19 protein-coding genes are annotated in these 19,519 nt (G+C 57.2%); 14 read left to right on the top strand and 5 right to left on the bottom strand.

Translation table 11 applies throughout. The annotated features are described in order from the left end of the window. Positions 1 to 130 precede the first annotated feature (130 nt). From JMF85_RS03865 to JMF85_RS03845, 5 genes are all read left to right on the top strand, one after another. A complete protein-coding gene (locus JMF85_RS03865) occupies positions 131 to 1,225 on the top strand; it encodes a fatty acid desaturase family protein (protein ID WP_127605169.1) in 1,095 nt (364 codons plus the stop codon). Positions 1,226 to 1,300: 75 nt separating this feature from the next. Then, a complete protein-coding gene (locus JMF85_RS03860) occupies positions 1,301 to 1,621 on the top strand; it encodes a MocE family 2Fe-2S type ferredoxin (RefSeq protein WP_127605167.1) in 321 nt (106 codons plus the stop codon). Between the two features lie 12 nt (positions 1,622 to 1,633). Then, the gene (locus JMF85_RS03855) at positions 1,634 to 2,869 is read left to right on the top strand and encodes an NAD(P)/FAD-dependent oxidoreductase (protein WP_201317781.1); all 1,236 of its coding nucleotides are present in this window, start codon (positions 1,634 to 1,636) and stop codon (positions 2,867 to 2,869) included. Positions 2,870 to 2,903: 34 nt separating this feature from the next. Then, the gene (locus tag JMF85_RS03850; protein WP_141334853.1) at positions 2,904 to 3,734 is read left to right on the top strand and encodes an AraC family transcriptional regulator; all 831 of its coding nucleotides are present in this window, start codon (positions 2,904 to 2,906) and stop codon (positions 3,732 to 3,734) included. A 39-nt stretch (positions 3,735 to 3,773) separates the two neighbouring features. Continuing rightward, positions 3,774 to 4,577 carry a sugar phosphate isomerase/epimerase family protein gene (locus JMF85_RS03845; RefSeq protein ID WP_155614921.1) on the top strand — a complete coding sequence of 268 codons (804 nt, stop codon included), beginning with the start codon at positions 3,774 to 3,776 and terminating at the stop codon, positions 4,575 to 4,577. 166 nt (positions 4,578 to 4,743) lie between these two features. Here JMF85_RS03845 and JMF85_RS03840 read toward each other — a convergent pair whose 3' ends face one another. Further along, positions 4,744 to 6,117: a sodium-dependent transporter gene (locus JMF85_RS03840; RefSeq protein WP_201317780.1), complete on the bottom strand. Its 1,374-nt coding sequence runs from the start codon at positions 6,115 to 6,117 to the stop codon at positions 4,744 to 4,746. A 348-nt stretch (positions 6,118 to 6,465) separates the two neighbouring features. On the opposite strand from JMF85_RS03840, the gene JMF85_RS03835 reads away from it, so the two are divergent. Next, positions 6,466 to 6,756 carry a hypothetical protein gene (locus tag JMF85_RS03835; RefSeq protein ID WP_127605159.1) on the top strand — a complete coding sequence of 97 codons (291 nt, stop codon included), beginning with the start codon at positions 6,466 to 6,468 and terminating at the stop codon, positions 6,754 to 6,756. A 30-nt stretch (positions 6,757 to 6,786) separates the two neighbouring features. Here JMF85_RS03835 and JMF85_RS03830 read toward each other — a convergent pair whose 3' ends face one another. Then, a complete protein-coding gene (locus tag JMF85_RS03830; protein ID WP_127605157.1) occupies positions 6,787 to 7,041 on the bottom strand; it encodes a hypothetical protein in 255 nt (84 codons plus the stop codon). Positions 7,042 to 7,209: 168 nt separating this feature from the next. Here JMF85_RS03830 and JMF85_RS03825 point away from each other — a divergent pair, with 168 nt between their 5' ends. Beyond that, positions 7,210 to 8,631, top strand: coding sequence for an HD-GYP domain-containing protein (locus tag JMF85_RS03825; protein WP_201317779.1), 1,422 nt, complete (start codon positions 7,210 to 7,212; stop codon positions 8,629 to 8,631). Positions 8,632 to 8,697: 66 nt separating this feature from the next. Here JMF85_RS03825 and nagZ read toward each other — a convergent pair whose 3' ends face one another. After that, complete coding sequence (nagZ, locus tag JMF85_RS03820; RefSeq protein WP_201317778.1) at positions 8,698 to 9,924, bottom strand: beta-N-acetylhexosaminidase; 1,227 nt, start codon at positions 9,922 to 9,924, stop codon at positions 8,698 to 8,700. A 329-nt stretch (positions 9,925 to 10,253) separates the two neighbouring features. Between nagZ and JMF85_RS03815 the strand changes: the two genes are divergently transcribed. Together JMF85_RS03815 and JMF85_RS03810 are read left to right on the top strand one after the other, a co-directional pair. Then, positions 10,254 to 12,218 (top strand): dihydroorotate dehydrogenase, encoded by a 1,965-nt coding sequence (locus JMF85_RS03815; protein WP_201317777.1) that lies wholly within the window; start codon positions 10,254 to 10,256, stop codon positions 12,216 to 12,218. Positions 12,219 to 12,246: 28 nt separating this feature from the next. Next, on the top strand, positions 12,247 to 12,735 hold the full coding sequence (locus JMF85_RS03810; RefSeq protein ID WP_141334840.1) for a GyrI-like domain-containing protein: 489 nt from the start codon (positions 12,247 to 12,249) through the stop codon (positions 12,733 to 12,735). On the opposite strand, the gene JMF85_RS03805 is transcribed toward JMF85_RS03810, so the two are convergent. Beyond that, positions 12,732 to 14,885 carry a YhgE/Pip domain-containing protein gene (locus tag JMF85_RS03805; protein WP_127605147.1) on the bottom strand — a complete coding sequence of 718 codons (2,154 nt, stop codon included), beginning with the start codon at positions 14,883 to 14,885 and terminating at the stop codon, positions 12,732 to 12,734. The two genes, JMF85_RS03810 and JMF85_RS03805, sit on opposite strands and share 4 nt — an antisense overlap. A gap of 98 nt (positions 14,886 to 14,983) precedes the next feature. Between JMF85_RS03805 and JMF85_RS03800 the strand changes: the two genes are divergently transcribed. The 3 genes from JMF85_RS03800 (at position 14,984) to JMF85_RS28550 (ending at position 16,352) form a co-directional block, all read left to right on the top strand. Then, positions 14,984 to 15,427 carry an aminoacyl-tRNA deacylase gene (locus JMF85_RS03800; protein ID WP_201317776.1) on the top strand — a complete coding sequence of 148 codons (444 nt, stop codon included), beginning with the start codon at positions 14,984 to 14,986 and terminating at the stop codon, positions 15,425 to 15,427. Positions 15,428 to 15,717: 290 nt separating this feature from the next. Next, a complete protein-coding gene (locus JMF85_RS28555; protein WP_308645018.1) occupies positions 15,718 to 15,954 on the top strand; it encodes a cation:dicarboxylate symporter family transporter in 237 nt (78 codons plus the stop codon). 11 nt (positions 15,955 to 15,965) lie between these two features. Further along, complete coding sequence (locus tag JMF85_RS28550; RefSeq protein ID WP_308645017.1) at positions 15,966 to 16,352, top strand: dicarboxylate/amino acid:cation symporter; 387 nt, start codon at positions 15,966 to 15,968, stop codon at positions 16,350 to 16,352. A 124-nt stretch (positions 16,353 to 16,476) separates the two neighbouring features. Here JMF85_RS28550 and JMF85_RS03790 read toward each other — a convergent pair whose 3' ends face one another. Next, on the bottom strand, positions 16,477 to 18,117 hold the full coding sequence (locus JMF85_RS03790; RefSeq protein WP_054798513.1) for a stalk domain-containing protein: 1,641 nt from the start codon (positions 18,115 to 18,117) through the stop codon (positions 16,477 to 16,479). A 249-nt stretch (positions 18,118 to 18,366) separates the two neighbouring features. Between JMF85_RS03790 and JMF85_RS03785 the strand changes: the two genes are divergently transcribed. Then, a complete protein-coding gene (locus JMF85_RS03785; protein ID WP_174817556.1) occupies positions 18,367 to 18,648 on the top strand; it encodes an autorepressor SdpR family transcription factor in 282 nt (93 codons plus the stop codon). Then, the gene (locus JMF85_RS03780) at positions 18,641 to 19,276 is read left to right on the top strand and encodes an SdpI family protein (protein ID WP_054798515.1); all 636 of its coding nucleotides are present in this window, start codon (positions 18,641 to 18,643) and stop codon (positions 19,274 to 19,276) included. The genes JMF85_RS03785 and JMF85_RS03780 overlap by 8 nt, the downstream gene beginning before the upstream one ends. The last annotated feature ends 243 nt before the right edge of the window (positions 19,277 to 19,519 follow it).

Here is a 19,519-nt window from a genome sequence, read left to right as displayed (position 1 = left end):
TTCAATGCATTGCTATGAGCTGTAAAATTATGTACTCTGAGGATGTGATTATCAATTCAAATATGGGGCTTGCAGCCGCGGGCAATTCGGACTCAAGCCTGGCAGCCAAATCAAGAGGAGGAGAGTCAAGTTGTCTTCTACAAAGACCAGAAGAGACTACAGTGTCGTCGGTCCCGAGAAACAGCGGGCGTACGAAAGAGGGCTCGTAGCAGCCGAGTGGTATACGAGTCCGGTACCCCGTCAACGCCTGAAGGAGCTGATGAAGCGAAAGGACGGGCCGGCCATACGCGATACGCTAATTTGGTTCGGCTTGGTTATCGCTTTAGGGGTTCTGGCCTATTACAGCTGGGGCACGTGGTGGGCGATTCCCGCATTCGCGCTTTATGGCATCGTATACGCCACGCCTTCCGATTCACGCTGGCATGAGTGCGGTCATGGAACCGCTTTCAAAACGCCGTGGATGAATGAAGTCGTTTACCAGATCGCCTCCTTCATGGCCCTGAGGTCGGCAACGCCTAAGCGTTGGAGTCACACGCGCCACCATACCGATACGATCATCGTGGGCCGGGATCCTGAGATTGTGATGGAGCGGCCGCCGATTTGGAAAATCATTTTCATGCAAATCTTTCACTTATACGGAGGACCGCGCGAGTTCTATAAGTTTTTCCTCCATTGCTTCGGCAAGCTGGATAAAGAGGAACTGGAATATATTCCGACTTCAGAGTACCGCAAAGTCTTCCTGGAAGCCCGTATTTACCTGATCATCTATTTATCGGTTATCGCCTTGTGCATACAAATGGGCAGCATTTTGCCCGCCATGTTTATCGGCCTGCCTTCCTTTTACGGCATGGTTATCGTGCTTCTCTTCGGGATGACCCAGCACTTGGGCCTTCATGAAGATGTTCTTGACCATCGCTTGAACTCGCGCACGATCTATATGAACCCGGTTCTTCGGTTTCTTTATTGGAATATGAACTATCACATCGAGCATCACATGTTTCCGATGGTTCCTTACCACGCGCTGGCTAAGCTGCATGAAGAGATCAAGGCCGATTGCCCGCCGGCTTCCCGCAGCTTCCCGGCGGCGCTCAAGGACGTGGTCGTCGCGCTGATCAAGCAAGGAAAAGACCCTGCCTACACGATTGATCGACCTCTCCCGAGCACCGCTCGTCCCTACAAGTACGGCCATGATACGGGAACGATGGCTCCGGAACGGGTCGGCTAGCTCGCAAAGGGACGGCGGCAAGCAAGTTAAGCGGTATACCCATCAATAAATACTGAATTTCTGGAGGAATAGCTCTTGGCACTTAACGGTTGGATCGAAACCTGTGGAGTTAACGATATCGATAATGAGGACGTCATCCGGTTTGATCATGAAGATCGGACCTTCGCCATCTATCGCACGGACAAAGACGAGTATTATGCGACGGACGGATATTGCACGCATGAAAAATTTCATTTGGCTGACGGCCTTGTGATGGGCAGTACGATCGAATGTCCGAAGCATAACGGCAGATTCGATGTGACGACAGGCGAGCCGAAACGCGCCCCGGTTTGCGTCGCTCTGAAAACGTATCCCGTAAAAATTGAAGCCGATAAAGTGTTCGTCAAGATCGACTGAGGAGAGTGTGCTATGACTGATCTGGGGATGGTCATCGTTGGGGCCGGCGAGGCTGGCGCGCGGGCGGCCGCCGAGCTGCGCACGCAAGGATGGGCCGGGTCCATTACGTTAATCGGGGAAGAAAAGTGGGCGCCATATGAGCGCCCGCCGCTTTCCAAGGAGCAGCTGGTTGCGGAGGAGGAGCCGTCGCCGGTGTTTATTCTGAGCGACGAGATGCTGGCCCGGCATGATATCCGCTTCTTGTCCGGGACGGCTGTAGAGCGGATCGACAGGGATCGTCATTCCGCGGTACTTGCCGATGGAAGGCAAATCCGGTACGAGCGCTTGCTGCTGGCTACGGGAGCGCGCCCGCGGCCATTTGCCGTCGAAGGCTCTGATCCATCGCATGTAAGCTATCTTCGCACCTACTCCGATGCGCTCGCGCTTCGTGCAAGGCTGCAAAGCGGTAAACGTATCGCTATCATCGGCGGCGGTTTTATCGGACTTGAGGTTGCGGCAAGCGCTGTGAAGAGGGGCTGCTCCGTGACCCTCATCGAGGTCGGCCCGCGCATTCTGATGCGGGGTGTTCCCGAGGACATTGCCCGCATCGTCGACGCGCGGCATCGTGAGGCCGGCGTCCGGTTTAAGCTCGGTACCGCTATTGACCGTATACAGCGCACAGGCAATGAGCGCAGCATCGTCCTTGCCGACGGTTCTATCGTCGCTTGCGATGAAATTATTGCCGGAATCGGGGCAATTCCCGAGACGACGCTTGCTGCCGCATGCGGCCTTGAGATCGAGAACGGCATACGAGCCGACGAGATGCTGGCCACGAGCGATCCGGATATTTACGCGGCGGGCGATTGCTGCTCCTTCCCGCACCGTCTCTATGGAGGCAAGCGCATCCGGCTTGAAGCGTGGCGCAATGCGCAGGATCAAGGGCTGCATGTCGCTAGGAATATGCTGGGCGCTGCCGAGCCTTATGCCGCCGTCCCTTGGTTCTGGTCCGATCAATACGAGCTCACCCTGCAGGTAACGGGGCTGGCGGATAGCGGCGAGAAAACCGTTATACGCGATATGGGCACCGCAGGCAAGCTCTACTTCCATCTGTCCGGTGAAGGGCGGCTGGTCGCGGTCAGCGGCATTGGATCCCCGGGTATCGCGAAGGATATCCGTTTCGGGGAAATGCTGATCGAGCGGCAGGCTAGCCCCGAGCTTGACGCTTTGGCTAATGCTAACGTGAAGCTGAAGAGTCTGCTTCAAGCATGAACCTTACTACAGGAGCAGAAGGGGGAACGCTGCGATGACCGTGAATTTCTGGGAAGATAACCGGGAGCTCCTGTCCATGGTCTACAACGCCACGGCCGGCGCCAGTATATATCCCCCTGGCGGGCGCTGGGGGCCGCGTATTCAACCGAACCTGCAGTTCGTACTTGTCCATACCGGACACGCACATATCCATGTCGATGATGAGGCCTGTTTTGTGCCCGCCGGGTACGTGGCTTTGCTGCATCCGGGTCATCGTGAAATGTTTTATTTTGCCGACAATATGGAGACCCGGCACCGCTGGATTCATATTCAGCTTAACGAGTCTAACCCGGAGATTGGACAGAAGCTGGAGGGCCTGCCGAGATATATTCCGCTGTCCGATACGATGAACCACTTGACCGACGCCTTACAATCGTTAACCCATAGCTCGACGCAGGACAATCAGGATCAGCTGAGATGTACGCTGGCGGTGGCGGCGATTATGCTGTACCAGACGGAAAGTCAGAACGGATGGCTGGAGAAAGGGAAGCACCCCTCTGTCGTAAGAGCCAAAGCGGAAATTCACAAAAACTATGAGGATCCGTTAACCCTGCACCGGCTGGCGGCTATTTCGAATGTATCCGCCGAATACTTGATCCGGCTTTTTAATCAGTACGAAGGGGTTACGCCGATGCGTTATTTATGGAAAGTTAGAGCGGACCGCGCCCTGGAGCTGCTGCAAAGCACGGGCCTGACGTTAGATGAAATTGCGGAACAAACCGGCTTTAAGAGCACGTACCACCTTTCCAGAATGATTAAAAATTTCTCGGGAAAAACACCGACTGACATCCGTCGCAGCAGCTGGAGAGGTACACTCGCTGAGTGAACGGGTGCGTGTTGATACCGGATTGGGAGTGAACAGACGATGGAATTGAAGATGTACAAAGCCGTGTGGGGGATGCCGGGAAGCTGGGACTCGATGCTGAAGCAAATTGCGGAAGCCGGTTACAACGGGGTGGAATGCCCGGTGCCCGCCCCCGAGGACGAGTCGCACTTCAGAGAACTGCTGGATCAGTATCAGCTGGAGCTCATTGTGCAAGTGTATACGGAAGGGAATCACATCGCTTCGTTCGAAGAGCAAGTGCAGCGGGCAGCTGCGTTCAAGCCTCAATTAATCAACTCTCATAGCGCGAAGGACTCCATGCCGTACGACGATCAGCTCGTTTTCTTCGAGCATGCGATCCGGCTTGAACGGCAGCTGGGCGTTCCGATCGGTCACGAAACCCATCGGGGCCGGGCGATGTTTACGCCATGGAGCACGGCCCGCTTGCTTCGGGATTTGCCGGACCTCCATCTTGTAGCCGATTTCAGCCATTGGTGCTGTGTCTGCGAGTCCATGCTGCCGGACCAAGCGGATAACTTGTCCCTCGCGATGCGTCATGCCATCCACATTCATGGCAGAGTCGGTTATGAGCAGGGGCCCCAGGTGCCCGATTTCCGTGCGCCTGAATACAAATATGCTTTGTTGAAGCACGAGCAATGGTGGGACGAAATTTGCGCCCGTCATCAATCCGCCGGACGTCCGATATTGACGTTTACACCGGAGTTCGGACCGCCGGGATATATGCACACGCTGCCGTTCACCCGTCAGCCTGTCGTTGATTTATGGGAAATATGCTACGCGATGGGCCAACGGTTCCGTGATCGGTTCATGCGGCAATTCGGCTGACAGTTAAGCTGAACCTGACCCTGACCCAATAAACAAGGCCGGCCGGTGACACGCGCGACAAGCCATCCATCGCACAATCAGGCTCCGCTATGGATCGCGCAGGGCTTGGCCAATACGCACGTCAAAGAACCGTCCGGGCCGGACGGTTCTTTTAAGCTTGCGCATTTTATTTATTAAAGAACCGGTCGAATAGGCCCGCCGTATACAGAAGAACGAGCAGCGTCAGCAGCGGCGACACGTAGCGGAGCATGAACATCAGCAGCTTGTGTCCGAAGCCGTCGAGCCCCGCTTCCTTGGCGGACTTTGTCCACACATATCCGGCGAAGAGCGTGACGACCAAGCCGCCGAACGGGAGCAGCACGTTGGACGCCACGTATTCGATCAGGTCCATAATCGGCTTGCCCGCAATCGTAAAGCCGCCGAGAATGGCGCCGGCCGACAGTGCGGAAGGAACGCCGAGCACAAAGCAAGCGGCCGAGACCAGCGTCGCGGCTTTGATGCGCGACCAGTTCCATTTGCCCATCGCATAAGCAACCGGCACTTCCAGAATGGAGACGGCCGACGTCAGCGCAGCGATGGCTAACAGCACGAAGAACAGCCCGCCGAACAACTGGCCGAACGGCATCGCGGCGAAAGCGGCCGGCAGCGCCATAAACACGAGTCCAGGCCCCTGCGAGGGTTCAATGCCAAAGGCGAACGAAGTCGGGAAAATAATGAGCCCGGCGATGAATGCGTAAATCAAATCCCCCGCTCCGATGGCCAGTGTAGCGCCCTTCAACGACTGACTCCTATGTGTGTATGCGCCGTAGGTGATCATGATCCCCATCCCGAGCGATAACGAAAAGAAGGCATGACCTAACGCCACCAGGGCGGATTCAGCGGACAATTTACTAAAATCCGGCTTGAGGAAAAATTCGACGCCGGCCATCGCGTTCGGAAGCGTAAGCGAACGAATCATCAGTCCAAGCAGGAGGATGACTAGTCCGGGAATCAGCACTTTGTTGAATTTCTCGATTCCGCCGGAAATCCCTTTGCCCACAACCCAGCCGGTAATGATCATGACGACGGCTTGCCAGGACAGCGGAACGTACCCCGAGGTGAAGGATACGAAGCGCTCTTTATACATGTTGTCCGCATATAAGCTGTCGGTGAACGACAGCGCTGCGTAGTGCATCGTCCATCCGGCTACGACGGCGTAGAACGTCATGATCATGAACGAAGCGAATACCGAAACGAAGCCGAAAGCGCCCCATGTTCTGGATTTCGACAAGAGGAAGAACGACGACGAGGCGTTCCCGCGTCCGCTGCGCCCGATCGTCATTTCCGCGATCAGAACCGGAAGGCCGACAAGCAGCAAGCACACGATAAAAAGCAGGAAAAAGGCCGCCCCGCCGTATTGTCCGGTAATATAGGGAAACTTCCACATGTTGCCGAGTCCGACAGCGCTGCCGATGGCGGTTAAAATAAAGCCGGACGAGCTAAAGCGGTCAGAAGATGCGGGCTGGTTGTCTAAAGAGGGAGAAACCTTGCTTTTTTTCACGTCATTAACCCTGCTTTCTTTCTATAAAATTAGAATCCTGTAAATAGCAACAACAAATATATTAACCAATGGTGCATTAATTGAAAAGTAAAAAATTATGATTACCATTTGTTCGTCCCAGGAACCATTGACATGGGGTTTCATTCCAATAAAATCTTACATAATTATCCAAGCTAACTCATCAGCGGAAAAGGGGAGACCTCAAGATGAAGATGATGGGATTCCCGAACCGCGCGCTGCTGCAGTTGGGCGGCATTACCGTTATCGTGTACGTGGTTTCATAGGGTTGGGGCCACAACCTGTTCGGCGGCTCGTTCGTCGTGGAGCGGCCTGATACGGTCTTGGTTGATGGGGCATGATCTGCGGATGACGATGCTGCTCGTGCCGATGACCGTGTTCGTCTCGTGGAAGCTGACGCTCACTTCGCTCGTGCCGCTGCCGTTCACGGCGTTTCCGGTCCGTCTATACGGCGGTTGGATTCCTAGCCGGTTCATGGCTGCGCAGACTGCTTTCGATGATGGGAATGAAGGGGGTTGGAAGCCGTTTCGGGCATTCGGTCATACGGCGCGGGCAGCCGGGAAGGTGGACAGTTGTCCTCTTGTGCCCGGCCGAGGGGAGACGAAGGATCGTTCGTCCTGACCGGACCGCCTTGCTCCTGTCCTCCCCGCACTAACGCTCCTGCTCCTGCACCGATAAGGTAAACGTGGCGCCACAGCCGGGACAGTAAGCCATATGGACGCATTGATGCCGTTCGAGATCGGCGAAGCCGTTCGTCAGCTTCATATCGTCGATCGATCGGTAAGGTGAATACGGATCGTCATAATCGCTCAGCCTCCCGCGGTCCTCCGCCGCTTGACGGCAGGACGGGCAGCTTCCTCCCAGCGCCTCCAGGCCGTTGCACACGCTGCAAACATAAGAAGACAACGCCAACACCTCCACCCCTATAATGCCCGGATTTGATGCAAAAGTTGTAAATGCAATGAAATTGTACAAGCCATTTCAGCAAGCCGGGGCATGTTCGAATATAACGCTTTATGTTAGAATAAGGGCATGAATCTTGGGGACTTTTGGCAGGGGGAAGGAGACCGTTCCATGCGTTATCGCAGCCTCTTAGGGCCTATGGCGGGCATCGTCTTGCCGTATGCGGCGTATTTGCTGTTACGCAGTCATGCTTCCATCGACGGGCATTTCGCCATGCCGAGGGGGCACTTCTATATCGTTAGCGCTGTAGCCTGCTTGGCTCTGGTGATCGCTATCGCTGTAGGCGTCGCCGGCAGCCGGCTGCGGAATATTAAAGTGAGCTTCTTGGCGTTATCGTTCGTCTCCATAGCCGAGTTGTTTATGGTTCATGGCTTGTCGACGCCCAATTTCATCCTTCACGCCACTAATCTGCCGGGCATAGCCGCGCAAATGAGTGTCTTGCTTGCCTCCTTCTGGCTGTGGCTGTCGGCATTCTCCACCGATCATCGTCTCGTGAGGGTTTTGTCCAAGCACCAGTCACGGCTTATTCCGGCTTGGACGGCGGCGCTTGCCGTCATGGGCGTGACAGGCATGCTGTTTCCGCACACGGCCGCGTTCATTCCGCTGAACGGGGCGATGGTCGCCCTCACGATCGCCTTGAACGGGATCGTCATGTACCGCTATTATCAATCTTACTTGTATTCGCGGTTTCCGCTGCAAATCGCCATCGTATACAGCTCCGGCTGGTTAATCGTGGCCCAGCTCATTATGGTGACCGGCGAGATATGGCGCGCGAGCTGGTGGCTGTACCACTTCCTGCTGCTTGCTTCCATGATCGTCATGGTGGCCGGATTAATCCGCCAGTATGCATCCAACCGGTCGTTGGCCGATGCGATTCGCGCTTTGTACACGAGCGACCCGATCGAACGGATTACCGGCAGCATCTCGCCCAGCGTGAAAGCGCTTATGGCCGCTACCGAACAGAAGGATCCGTATACGGCCGGACACAATTTCCGGGTCACGATGTATGCCCTGAAACTGGCGGAGGAGCTTCAGCTTCGGCCGGACGAGCTGCGCGCTCTGGCGCAGGGCACGATCGTCCACGACGTCGGGAAGATCAATATTCCCGATGCGATTCTCAACAAGCCGGGACGGCTGACGCCCGAGGAACGAAGCGTGATCGAGCTGCATCCGGTGAGCGGCTACGAGATGTGCCGTACGCTCGGTTTTATGCAAGAAGAGCTCGGCATCATCCGCTGGCATCATGAGAAATGGGACGGCAGCGGCTACCCCGACCGTCTGCGGGGCGAACAGATTCCGCTGATGGCGCGCATTGTGGCCGTGGCCGACGTGTATGACGCGCTAACGTCGAACCGCGCGTACCGGCAAGCCATGTCCCATCGCGAAGCGATGCGGTTCTTGAAGGATTGGCGGGGGACGCATTTCGACCCCGGCTGTGTAGACGCGTGGGTCCGCTTATGCGAACGCGACGCCAGCGTGTATCAGTATCCGTCTCAAGTCGTAACGGAAGAAAAGACGGTTCCCGTGCTTTGACTCCCGGCCGGGCTCCATACTCCCGCGCTGCGCCTCGCTCCCATTCGGGTGCGGGGCTCTTCAGGTTCAGGGAGTCCCGGATCGGAGGTTGTTCGCTTCGAGCAGCTTGCGGATAGCCGCATTGAGCGTGCCGGGGTCGGGCGTCGAGACGGCTTTGTCCGAGAGGCCGTATTTCTTTTTTAGTGCGAGAATGCGGGAGACGCTCGTATTCAGGCGTTCCTCCGTCAGCGTGCCGTCCGCCGCCGCCTGCTTCAGCGCATCGAGGACGTGCAGCGCGCGGTCGGCGCCGTGGGCGACCATGACCAGATCGCCGCCGGCCAGGATGGTGCGTACGGCCGCTTCGCCGATGTCGAAGTGTTTCGTGATCGCGCCCATCGTCAAATCGTCGGTCATGACCACGCCTTGAAACCCGAGCTCCTGGCGAAGCAGTCCGTCGATAACGGGCTCCGAGAAGGAGGCGGGGGCGGCGTTATCCAGTGCCGGTATCAGCAGATGGGCGACCATGACCGCGTCCGCGCCTTCTTGCACCGCACGCCGGAACGGAAGCAGCTCCAGCTTGCGCAGCTCCTCGAGCGGCTTGCTTACGACCGGCAGCTCCAGATGCGAGTCGACCCCCGTATCGCCGTGACCGGGAAAATGTTTCACGACCGGCACGACGCCGGCCCCCTGCATGCCTTTCATCGCCTGCGTGCCGAGGTCGGCTACGAGAGCGGCGCTGGCGCCATAGGATCGCGGACCGATGACCGGGTTGTCCGGGTTGCTGTCCACGTCGAGCACCGGGGCGTAATTCATGTTCATCCCCAGCAAACGCAGTTCTTCCCCGAGCAGCTCCCCGATACGCTTCGCCAGCTGAGGATTGTTCGCCTGCCCGATGTGACGGTTGTCCGGCAGCGCCGCGAAGGCCGCAGGCAGCCGGCTGACGGCGCCGCCCTCTTGATCGACGCTTAAGAAGAGCGGAGCGGCATTCGACCCGTTCGCCGCCTTCAAGGCGTTGAGAAGGCCGATGGTTTGCTCCAGCGATCCGACATTGCGTTTAAACAGAATGATTCCGCCGATATGCCGGTTCGCAATCAGCTCGCGAACCGGCGCGTCCAGCGTCCTCCCCTCCAGACCAATCAGCAGCAGCTGTCCGATCTTCTCGTCGGTGTTCATCCTTTGGATTTGTGCATGAATCGGGTCGGGCGTCGCGGCGGGAGGCGGCGGGACGTCGTTCTGCGGGCCCGTGCACCCGCCTGCCAGACCGAGGCACCCCAAGAGAAGACCAAGTCGATAAAAGTGACGCCATTGCCGCAAAAGAAGCCCTCCTTTTTAGGCCGCAGCCTATTTCAACTTACCAACCAGTATGCCGTAATTTTCCTGCAACCATGCTTCAGCTTCGTCCCTGCCGGATGCCGGCGAAACCATTTGACGGCATGACGCGGCATCGCCTACCTGGCTTTTCTGCGGAATCCATCCGTTTACCCCTAGACGGAGAAGGAATGTACGAGGTTGCGGTGTTCGATCTTGAAGCCCAAGCGATATTCTTTTTTGTGCCGTTCCCGTTATTTGTTAAAATGGAACGTATAAGGATGATGTGTTGGTTACGGTTTCTAACTAGATCTCGGAAAAAAGAGGTGGCCGTCATGCCCGATTGGTCGTATAAAACGATATTTCGCCCGCTGCTGTTTCGTCTCCCGTCCCGGCTGGCACGCGAGCTGACGCTTCGCGCGATGGGGCGGCTGAGCCGGTTGCCCGGAGGCGCCTTCGTTATCCGCACGTTAGGGCATATGGAGCCTTCGCCGCTGCTGGAGAGCCGCGTAACCGCGCTAACGTTCCCAACGCCTGTCGGATTATCCGGCAGCTTGGACCCGGAAGGGACGGCTCACAAGGCGATGTCGCAGTTCGGCTTCGGCTTCATGGAAGTGGGCCCGGTGACCGTTTCATCCGTGCGCAGCGGCCAGCCGATTGTGCGCGAGGCTGCCGCGGAATCGATCGTCTATCCGGCGTACGCGGAGAACCCCGGCCTGAAGGCGGCCGCCCGCCGAATCGCGAAACCGGGGCACACGCTGCCGCAGTTGGTGCGCATCGCGCCGATGCCCGGTACCCGCGGCGAGCGGGCGCTCGAAGAGCTGCGGCTGCTGCGGGCGCGATTGGCCGAGGCTGGAGCGGCGGGCTTTTACATCGATGTGCTGCGGGACTGCGAAGGGACGGAGGAGGCGCTGGCGCTGCTGGAGCGCATCCCGGGCGCTGCGGAGGCCGGCCGGCCTCTGTTTCTATATGTTCCGCTCGACTACCCGAACGAGCAGTTGGAGCGGCTGCTGGAGCGGCTGGATCGATCGGCATGGGCGGGCATCGTTGTCGGGGAAGCGCTTCCCGCGGCTGGCGGCGGCGTCCGTATCGGCAAGGCGTGCAAAGCGGCGGCGCTGGAGAAGCTTCGGGCGATCCGCCGTGTGCTCGGCCCCGGCTCAAGCTTCGACCGGTTGGGCAGCCGGGACGTGAACGGATTTGCCGTGAAAGCAGCGGGCGGGGTGCACGAGCCGCAGGATGCGGTCGACCTGATGCGGGCTGGGGCGGATTACGTGCTGCTGCACAGCGGTCTGGTGTACGCCGGACCGGGCTTGCCCAAGCGGGTGAACGAGGCGGTTCTCTACGAGAAAATCCGCGGGGAACCCGAGCCGTCGCCGCCGTCGTTCTGGAAGCATTGGGGCTGGATGTGCCTGCTGGGGCTGGGGATGATCTTCGGCGGTATTCTGGCGTGGCTGGTGGCGACGACGACCGTGCTGCTGCCTTACGACGAAGCGTATCTAGGCATGGATCTCGAAGAATTGTCGCGGATCAACGCCAACCTGCTGCACTTCATGTCGCACGACCGGATTACGCTGGCGGGGACGATGATCTCGATCGGCATCCTGTATTACCAAATCGCCGCGAACGGACTCCAGCACGGGCTGCATTGGAGCAAAACCGCTTTGGCGGTTTCCGGCGTCGTCGGATTCTCGAGCTTTTTCTTATATTTGGGCTACGGGTACTTCGATCCGCTTCATGCCATCGCGGCTGCGGCGCTGCTTCCGATGTTCGTCTTGTCCATGCGGAACAATCCGGACCGGCCTTACCGCAAGCCGGTGAACAGGCGCAATGACCGCGTGTGGCGGCTGGCGATGTGGGGGCAGCTTTGCTTCGTCGTACTGGGCTTCGCCCTCGCAGCCGGCGGCATCACGATCGCCGTTGTCGGCATGACGCAGGTGTTCGTGCCGGAGGATTTGGCGTTCATGCAGGTTACGCCGGCCGAGCTTGAGGCGGCCAATCCGCATCTCATTCCGCTCATCGCGCATGATCGCGCCGGCTTCGGCGGAGCGCTGCTGTCCGATGCGCTGGCGCTTCTTATTATGGCGCTCTGGGGCCTGCAGCAGGGCGAGCGTTGGCAGTGGAAGACGCTGCTTGTGGGCGGGGCTCCCGGGTTTATTGCGGGCTTCGGCGTCCATCTCGGTATCGGATACACCGATTTCTGGCACCTGCTGCCCGCGTTGTTTGCTTTGGCGCTATATGTCGCCGGACTGATTCTGCTTTATCCATATCTGATGAGAAGCCCGCAGACGCAAGACGCTTAACCGAACGAAAGCCAAGGAGAGGGTGCTTATGGAACAGACGCAAGTCAAAACGCTGGTGACGCGTCCGGCTTTTCAAGCGGTCGGTCTGCGCTGGGAGGGCACGTTCGCGCAAGCGGGCGCCGGGGAGATACGCGGGCTTCAACGGGCGCTGCAGAGCAGACTGAACGAAATTCGCTATGTCGCGGACCCGGCCGTGCTGTTAGGTCTGTCTTATCACGTCACGCCGGCAAGGGACAGCTTCACCCATTATGCGGCCGTGGAGGTCGAGCGGGCGGAGGACGTTCCGTCCGGGATGACCCGGCTCTCCGTCCCTTCACATACCTATGTCCAGACGGAGCACCGCAAAGGGCAGCAGATCGAACGGTCGTACACCGGCTTATTCGCCTGGATCGAACGCGAGGGGTACCGGACCGTGCCCGGAACGCTTACTCACTTCGAGCTGTACCCGATGCGTCAGGATCCGTACGACCCCGATCCGGCGTTTACGATTTTGATCCCCGTGGAGCGCGTTTATTAATGGATGAGCTTGCTTTCGCGGGCTTTATTCACGAGCTTCGCCGAGGAGGCGTTGATCCATTCCTTCAACGCAAGTCCGATCAGCAGGGCGATGGCGGCGTAGAGCGCCAGCATCCGCAAGTCTTCGAACACGAGCTCCCACAATATACCCCCGACCGCTTCCCGCATCAGCCCGATCGCATACGTAAACGGTAGGAACGGGTGAATCGCTTGGAAAAAGGGCGGCGTCAGCTGCACCGGAAAGGTGCCGCCCGACCCGGCAAGCTGCAGCACGAGCAGCACGATGGACATCGCCTTGCCGACGTTGCCGAACACCGACACAAGCGTGTACACGATCAGCATGAACAACGCGCTTAACACAAGTCCGAACGCAATGAACCAGAACGGATTGGCCGCGTACGTGTGCAGCAGGTACAGATCGCCGAGCGTGACGAACAAGGATTGCGGCAGCGCGAACGTCAGAAACGTCAAGTAGCGGCCTAAATAAACCTCGCGGCTCGTATAGGGGGCGGCCTCACCGGCGTGAAGGTCCACCGACAGCAGCGAGACGAGCAGCAGCGCGCCGACCCACAGCGACAGCGTCGTGAAGAAGGGCGACATGGCGGAGCCGTAATTCGGAATCGGGAACAATTTGTTTTCTTTCAAAATGACCGGTTCGGCGAAAAATTCGCTCTCCTTCTGCGCATCCAGCTTCAGCAATCGCAAAATCTCGCCCAAATTCCCCTCCCGCTCGAAGGCGCGGACCCGATCGGCCAGCTCCTTGATTTTCGCTCCGATGCGCGGCAGCGCTTGTTGAACGGCAAGCAGCTCCTCGCGCCCGGTTGCCAAGCCGCGGCTGGCGTCGCCTACGATGCGCGTCACGTCGGGCATGCTGCTCTGCGCCTCGATGAGCGCGTCGTGCGCCTTACGCGCCGCCGTTTTGGCGCGTTCTACGCCGTCCGCGATGCCCGGGGCGATTTCGCCGTCGTAGCGCTCCAGCACGTCGCCCAGCACCGCGGAGACATCCCGGGACACGCGCGCCAAGTCGTTCACAAGCGCATCCGCAGGCTTGGCGCCTTTGGCGATCGCGTCCGCGATGCGGCCTACGATCGCGGTCTGCATCTGCAGGCTGCTTTGCAGCTGCTGCAGCTTTCCCGCGGCCCACGCGGAGCCCTTGCCGCCGGTCAGGCCGTTCAGCCGCTCGAACAGCGTCAGCATGCGGGAGGTCACGTCCCCGGCGACCGTCAAGCGATGCCTGACGCGTTCCAGCTCGGCCTGTAAGGCCGCCGGATCGAGTTTGGCGTCCTGCAGCAGCCCGGTCAGCTGCTCGGTGGCGATCGCCGCCTGCTGCAGCAGGAACAGATCGTGCTTGATGCCGGGCGCCAGCGAATTGAGCGCCTCGTCGCTTCGTTCGAGCCATTGGCCGAGCTGGGCGGTGACGGCTTGACCCGTATCGGCCAGCTTGGCGACTTCGGGCAAGTACGATTCCGTTCGGCGCACGATGTCCTGCGCCTTCTCGATATCGGCAAGTCCGGTGCCGACGGCCTGTTCGACTTCGGGAAGCAGCGCCTCTACCCTGAACAAGACGGTTTTCGCCGCTTCGATCGTCGGCAGTCCGCGTTCCAGCTCGAGCCCGACCTTATTCATGATTTCGAAGATGGCGCCGTTCGCCGTTTTGATGAAGCTGCGGCTGACCTCTTCCAGAATGCCGCTGGCGCCCTTTGACGTAATCTTCGGAGCAATGGCGTTGATTTTCTCGTTGACGTCGTAGACGATCTCCGCTTTGCGCGGCGATTCGGTCAGCACGGACGCGATACGCTCGGAGAAGTCCGGCGGAATCGTCAGACTGGCGTAATAATCGCCGCGTCGCACGCCCTTCATCGCCTGCTCCGCTTCGACGAACGTCCAGCCGATGCGGTGATCGGCTCGCAGCGAGGCGACGATTTCATCCCCGATGTGCAGCTCGCGGCCGTTGACGGTCGTGCCCAGATCCTGATTGACTACGGCGATCGCGAGCGAGCCGGTGTTCGAATAGGGATCCCACGAGGCCAGAATATTGAACCAAGCGTAGAGCGAAGGCAGGAATATCAGTCCGAGGACGATGACCGAAGCGGCCCAGTTGCGGCCGACATTTCGCATATCTGTGGCGTAGATGGACCAAATTCGCTTCATGGCTACCTCCTGGACGTTATTGCTTCGTATTCGTGATACAAAATATCGTCTTTTCAAGCTGCTGCTTTGCTTAAGACTTTCTAAAGGGGGGAACCCTCATGGATAATTTAAGAACCATTTTGCAAGAAAGTAGAGTTCAATTTGAAATGATTCATCACGAAAAACCGATTCGTACTGCACAGGAGGGTGCGGATTATTTTGGAATTGAAATAGGTCAGACAGCACCTACATTAGTTCTCAAGTCAGAAAAAGGCTACTTTGCGATGATAGTTTCTGGAAGTCGCGGGCGTGTAAATTTAGAAGAAGTGTCGGGAATTTTAGGATGCAATCAATTGAAAATGGCAACTCCAAAAGAAGTCCAACAGATAACCGGCTGCACGGTTGGCAGTGTCTCTATAGTGCTTTCTTTGCCTTGTATCGTAGATCGAGGACTTTTCCGCTATCCATTTATTTACGGTGGTACGGGAGAACCGACATCGACGCTGAAAATTGTCCCAAATGCTTTAGAAAAACTAAATCAAGTTGTTGCTTTTTTGGATTAAGGTGAGAAAATTTATGTCCATAAATGCCAGTGTTCCCGTGTTGAAGGCCGGGTATCCAAGGCCGGAGCCGACGGCAACTTTTTACATGGACATCCGGTATAGCGGGGAGTAAACTCGGTTTTATTCGAAATCAACCTATTCGGATAGACAATATATAAATGAGCTGGATCCCATGGAGAACAACCTGATCACGGCTTTTCAGACGAACGGGGTTTCTTTAGCGGTTTCCTTGGCGGTCATCGGCTTGCTTATGCTTTAGGCCGCAGACGCTCGGTTTCGGCTATCGGGTATTGATCGCGCTCGGACTCGGTTTGGCCGCCGGGATTTTCTTTAACTCATACAAGTTCGACTTCAAGAGTGTCGGCACGATCGGCAGCATTTATGTGAACCTGGTGCGAATGCCGGTCATCCCGCTCGTCGTCGTGCTCGTGATCAACAGCATAACGACGCTGACCAATCTCGGTCATTTGCGCAAAATCGGCTTCAAGACGATATCCATCTTCCTACGACCGGTATCGCCGCGCTGATCGGCGTTATCGTGGCGGTATTGATCGATCCGGGGGCAGGCATCGTCCAAGCCGTTCCGCAGGACTTCAAGCCGCGTGAGATGTACAACATGCCGCTGGATATATCCGACTACATTCTCATCGTGCTTGTCAGCGTCATCTCCTCTGTTGGCGTGGCGGGGGTTCCCGGACCGGCCGCCATCTCGACGACGGTCGTGCTGACTGCGCTCGGCTTGCCGCTCGAAGGGATCGGCTTGACGCTGGCGATCGACGCCGTCGTCGATATGGGGCGGACTGCCGTCAACGCGACGGGTACGACAGTCTCTTCGCTGCTGGTCGCGAATGCCGAAGGCGAATTCAACCGCGAAGCGTTTAACCGCGACGAAGAAGACGAGCTTGAGCTGAGTAACGTCTCCTAAGCTCGAGGAATAAGACCGAAGGTCCAAAGCGGCCGTCAAATAAGCCCACAAAGAAGACCCTCGCTGCAAGCGGATGGCGATCATCATCTGCTTTGCAGCGAGGGTCTTGTCTTGTTTGTTGTGGTTAGTACCGGATGCTGACGCTGTGCGTCTCCGGCACGTACTCGACTTTAGCTCCGAGCACCTCCGACAGCAGCCGGACCGGAATCATCGTATGATCGTTCATCAGCTTGGCGGCCGTCCCGGTTACGTACTCCCGGCCGTTGACGGCATACGCGCCGCGAGTCGTGTAGAAGGTGATCGTTCGGTCCTTCTTCGTATAGATGGCCGCCTTCTGCGCGTCATCCCACGTGACCGCGGCGCCAAGGGCGGAAGCCAGATCGCGTACCCACAAGTAGGCAGAGCCGTCGACCACGGCCGGGGCCACATGCATATCAAACGTCACGCCGTCGAGCACGTACTTGTCTCCGTTCAGCGCGAAGGAAACCGTGTGCGCCGCGTCGCCTTGAAGCTCTGCCAGCTTCTTGTAAGCCGCGGCATCCTGGTGAAGCTTCTCCTTGCCTACAGTTGGAACGGGCTCCGTCCGGAAATCCCACTTCCGCTCGAAGGTGCTGACCGTCCCATTGCGGCTGGCGGATAGTTTCACATAAGCCGTATAGGCGGAATCCGGCTGCAGAGGCTTAACCGGCGTCAGAATCACTTCCTGCTTCAGATGGTTGTCGTTCTTCGGCGAATTGCGCAGCAGCTCGACCGGTTGACCGGCGGCGTCCGTCAGTTTGGCATCCAACAGCGTTACTTCCTCCAGGTCGGCGCCGGTCAACCGGGCCAGAATCGGATATCCGACCGGATACGAAGCGGTAGCGGTATGCATGCGGATCGGATCCGGGACTTCATTGCCTTCGAACGCAACCGGGACGTATTTGTCCCCGGGAGCAGGCGTGACCTGCAGCTCCATCTGGTTCTCGTCTTGAAAGCCGAATTCCAGTACGACGATCGGACCGGCGACCGCAACTCCGACCTCCTTGACGGTTGCGTACAAGAACGGAATGCGGTGATACGGGGCGTCGAACAGTCCGTCGACGGATTCGACAGGCGTCCCGTAGTTATAGGATACGTCCTCGGCTACTCCCTCGTAATAACCGGCATAGACGGCGCGTTCGCCCGGCGTGCTGCCGGTATACCCGGGCACCGACTTGCTTTGGTCATGCAGGGACACTTTGTTCGGGTCGATCTGGTTGACGTGCAGGTATTCGGCGTGCATCTTGGCGGCCATCGTTAAATGGCGGTTGATTTGCAAGGGCGGCAAGCCGTACAAGGTCCGATAATCGTTGACGGCTTTCACCAATTCCAGCTGCTTGTCCGAGTAGTCAGACGGAGGCTCATCGATGGCGAGCGGGGAAACTGTAAATGTCCATTGCTGCTCGATCGGCTCGTATCCCGTGAAATTGACGGAAACTTTGACGGTATGCTCGCCGACGGATAAGTTGCCGGCCGGCGTATAGCGGTAGGACATGGATTTCGGGTCGAACGTTCCTTGTACCTCTTGACCGTCCAGCTTCAGCGAAATGTCATGCAGCATCGTGACTTCGGTGTCCGTTATGGCAAACCCGACGGTCGGCTTCTTCAGACCAACGGTTCCTTTCGGATAGGCGATGTAATAGAACGTTTCCGCCTTGACCTGGGCCGGGGCGGGAACGACTGCGAATAAAGCGAGGGCGATACCAAAGACGAGCAGCAGCTTCAATGAACGTAACATCGGTTTCATGTGAACCTCCTGTGTGACTGGCTTCATATGTTGTTATCTATTCGCTTTTCTACGCAAAAACCCCTTTTATCTCCTCATAAATTAGGAATAAAGTCGGGGGTTGCCGGGGGATTCGGAGTTGGGAAGAAGAGTAGGCTTTTATTGCATTGACAAGGCTGGACGTCAAAAGGTATACTAAAAACAGCTAGATAGTTAGATATTTATCTAAATATTTAACTTTAAATTGCAAGAGAAGGTGTGCCGATGTCGATCAATCAAGCCTTTAAAGCGTTATCCGACCCGACTCGAAGGAAAATTCTCGACCTGCTGAAGGAAAAGGATTTGACGGCCGGCGAGATCGCCAATCAATTTCAGATGACGAAACCGAGCATCTCCCACCATCTGAGTTTATTGAAGCAAGCGGATCTGGTCCGGGACGAACGTGAAGGCCAGCATATTTACTACTCGCTGAACACGACGGTATTTCAAGATTTGTTGAAATGGGTGCTGCAATTCCAACAACTACCGGAAGGGAAGGATCATCATGAATAAACCATGGTTTATTTGGCTGCTTCTTGCGGCGTCTATTGTTGCCGGCATTGTTCTGTATCCGTCGAGGCCGGATCTCATGCCGATTCATTGGGGCGTTGACGGACAGCCGGACAACTATGCGCACAAGGCGGTTGCTTTGTTTCTCGTCCCTGGCATTTTGATCGTTGTCCACAGCTTGCTTACGTATTTGCCGAAATTGGATCCGAAGAAAGAAAACTACGGCAAATTCCAGTCTTCGGTGAATGTGATCCGGAATGTGATTATGATCGGGCTGCTGGTGCTGCATGCCTTTACAATTGCTTACGGATACGGATTCACCTTCAATATGAACTATGTTGCGCTGCCGTTTGCAGGAATTGTGTTCATCGTCCTGGGCAACTATATGCCGCGGTTCAAAACGAATTATTTCATGGGCGTCCGCACCCCCTGGACGCTTGCGAGCGAAGAGGTTTGGCGTAAAACCCACTATTTGAGCGGCAGAGTATTTGTGGCAGGCGGCGTACTTCTGCTGCTAAGCGTTTTCCTGCCAGACGCTGTGAAATTCGGTTTCTTCATCGGACTCATCGCTTTGACGACGATCGTCCCTTATCTCGGGTCCTATATGTATTACAGAAAGTCAAGAGGCTAGCAGATCTGCCGGCCTCGACCCGGGTTCATTGGCGGAAGGTGAAGCAGAGAAGCCCGCAAACCATCAGCGCCCGTCCGGCGGGTGCCCGCTAGTAAATGCGCGGCAGAAAGGCCATGCTCTCAAGTCGATCGGACTTGATGGGGCATGGCCTTTCTGCCGCTGCGATCAGCGTTCGGCGCCAGTGGTGGGGCACGCGCGGCCGGGTGTGTATTGACCTTATTCCACTATGGATTTATACTAAAT

It is taken from the genome of Paenibacillus sp. EPM92 (genome assembly GCF_016586185.1).
Taxonomy (GTDB): domain Bacteria; phylum Bacillota; class Bacilli; order Paenibacillales; family NBRC-103111; genus Paenibacillus_G; species Paenibacillus_G validus.
This window is presented reverse-complemented; position numbering and strand designations above follow the sequence as displayed.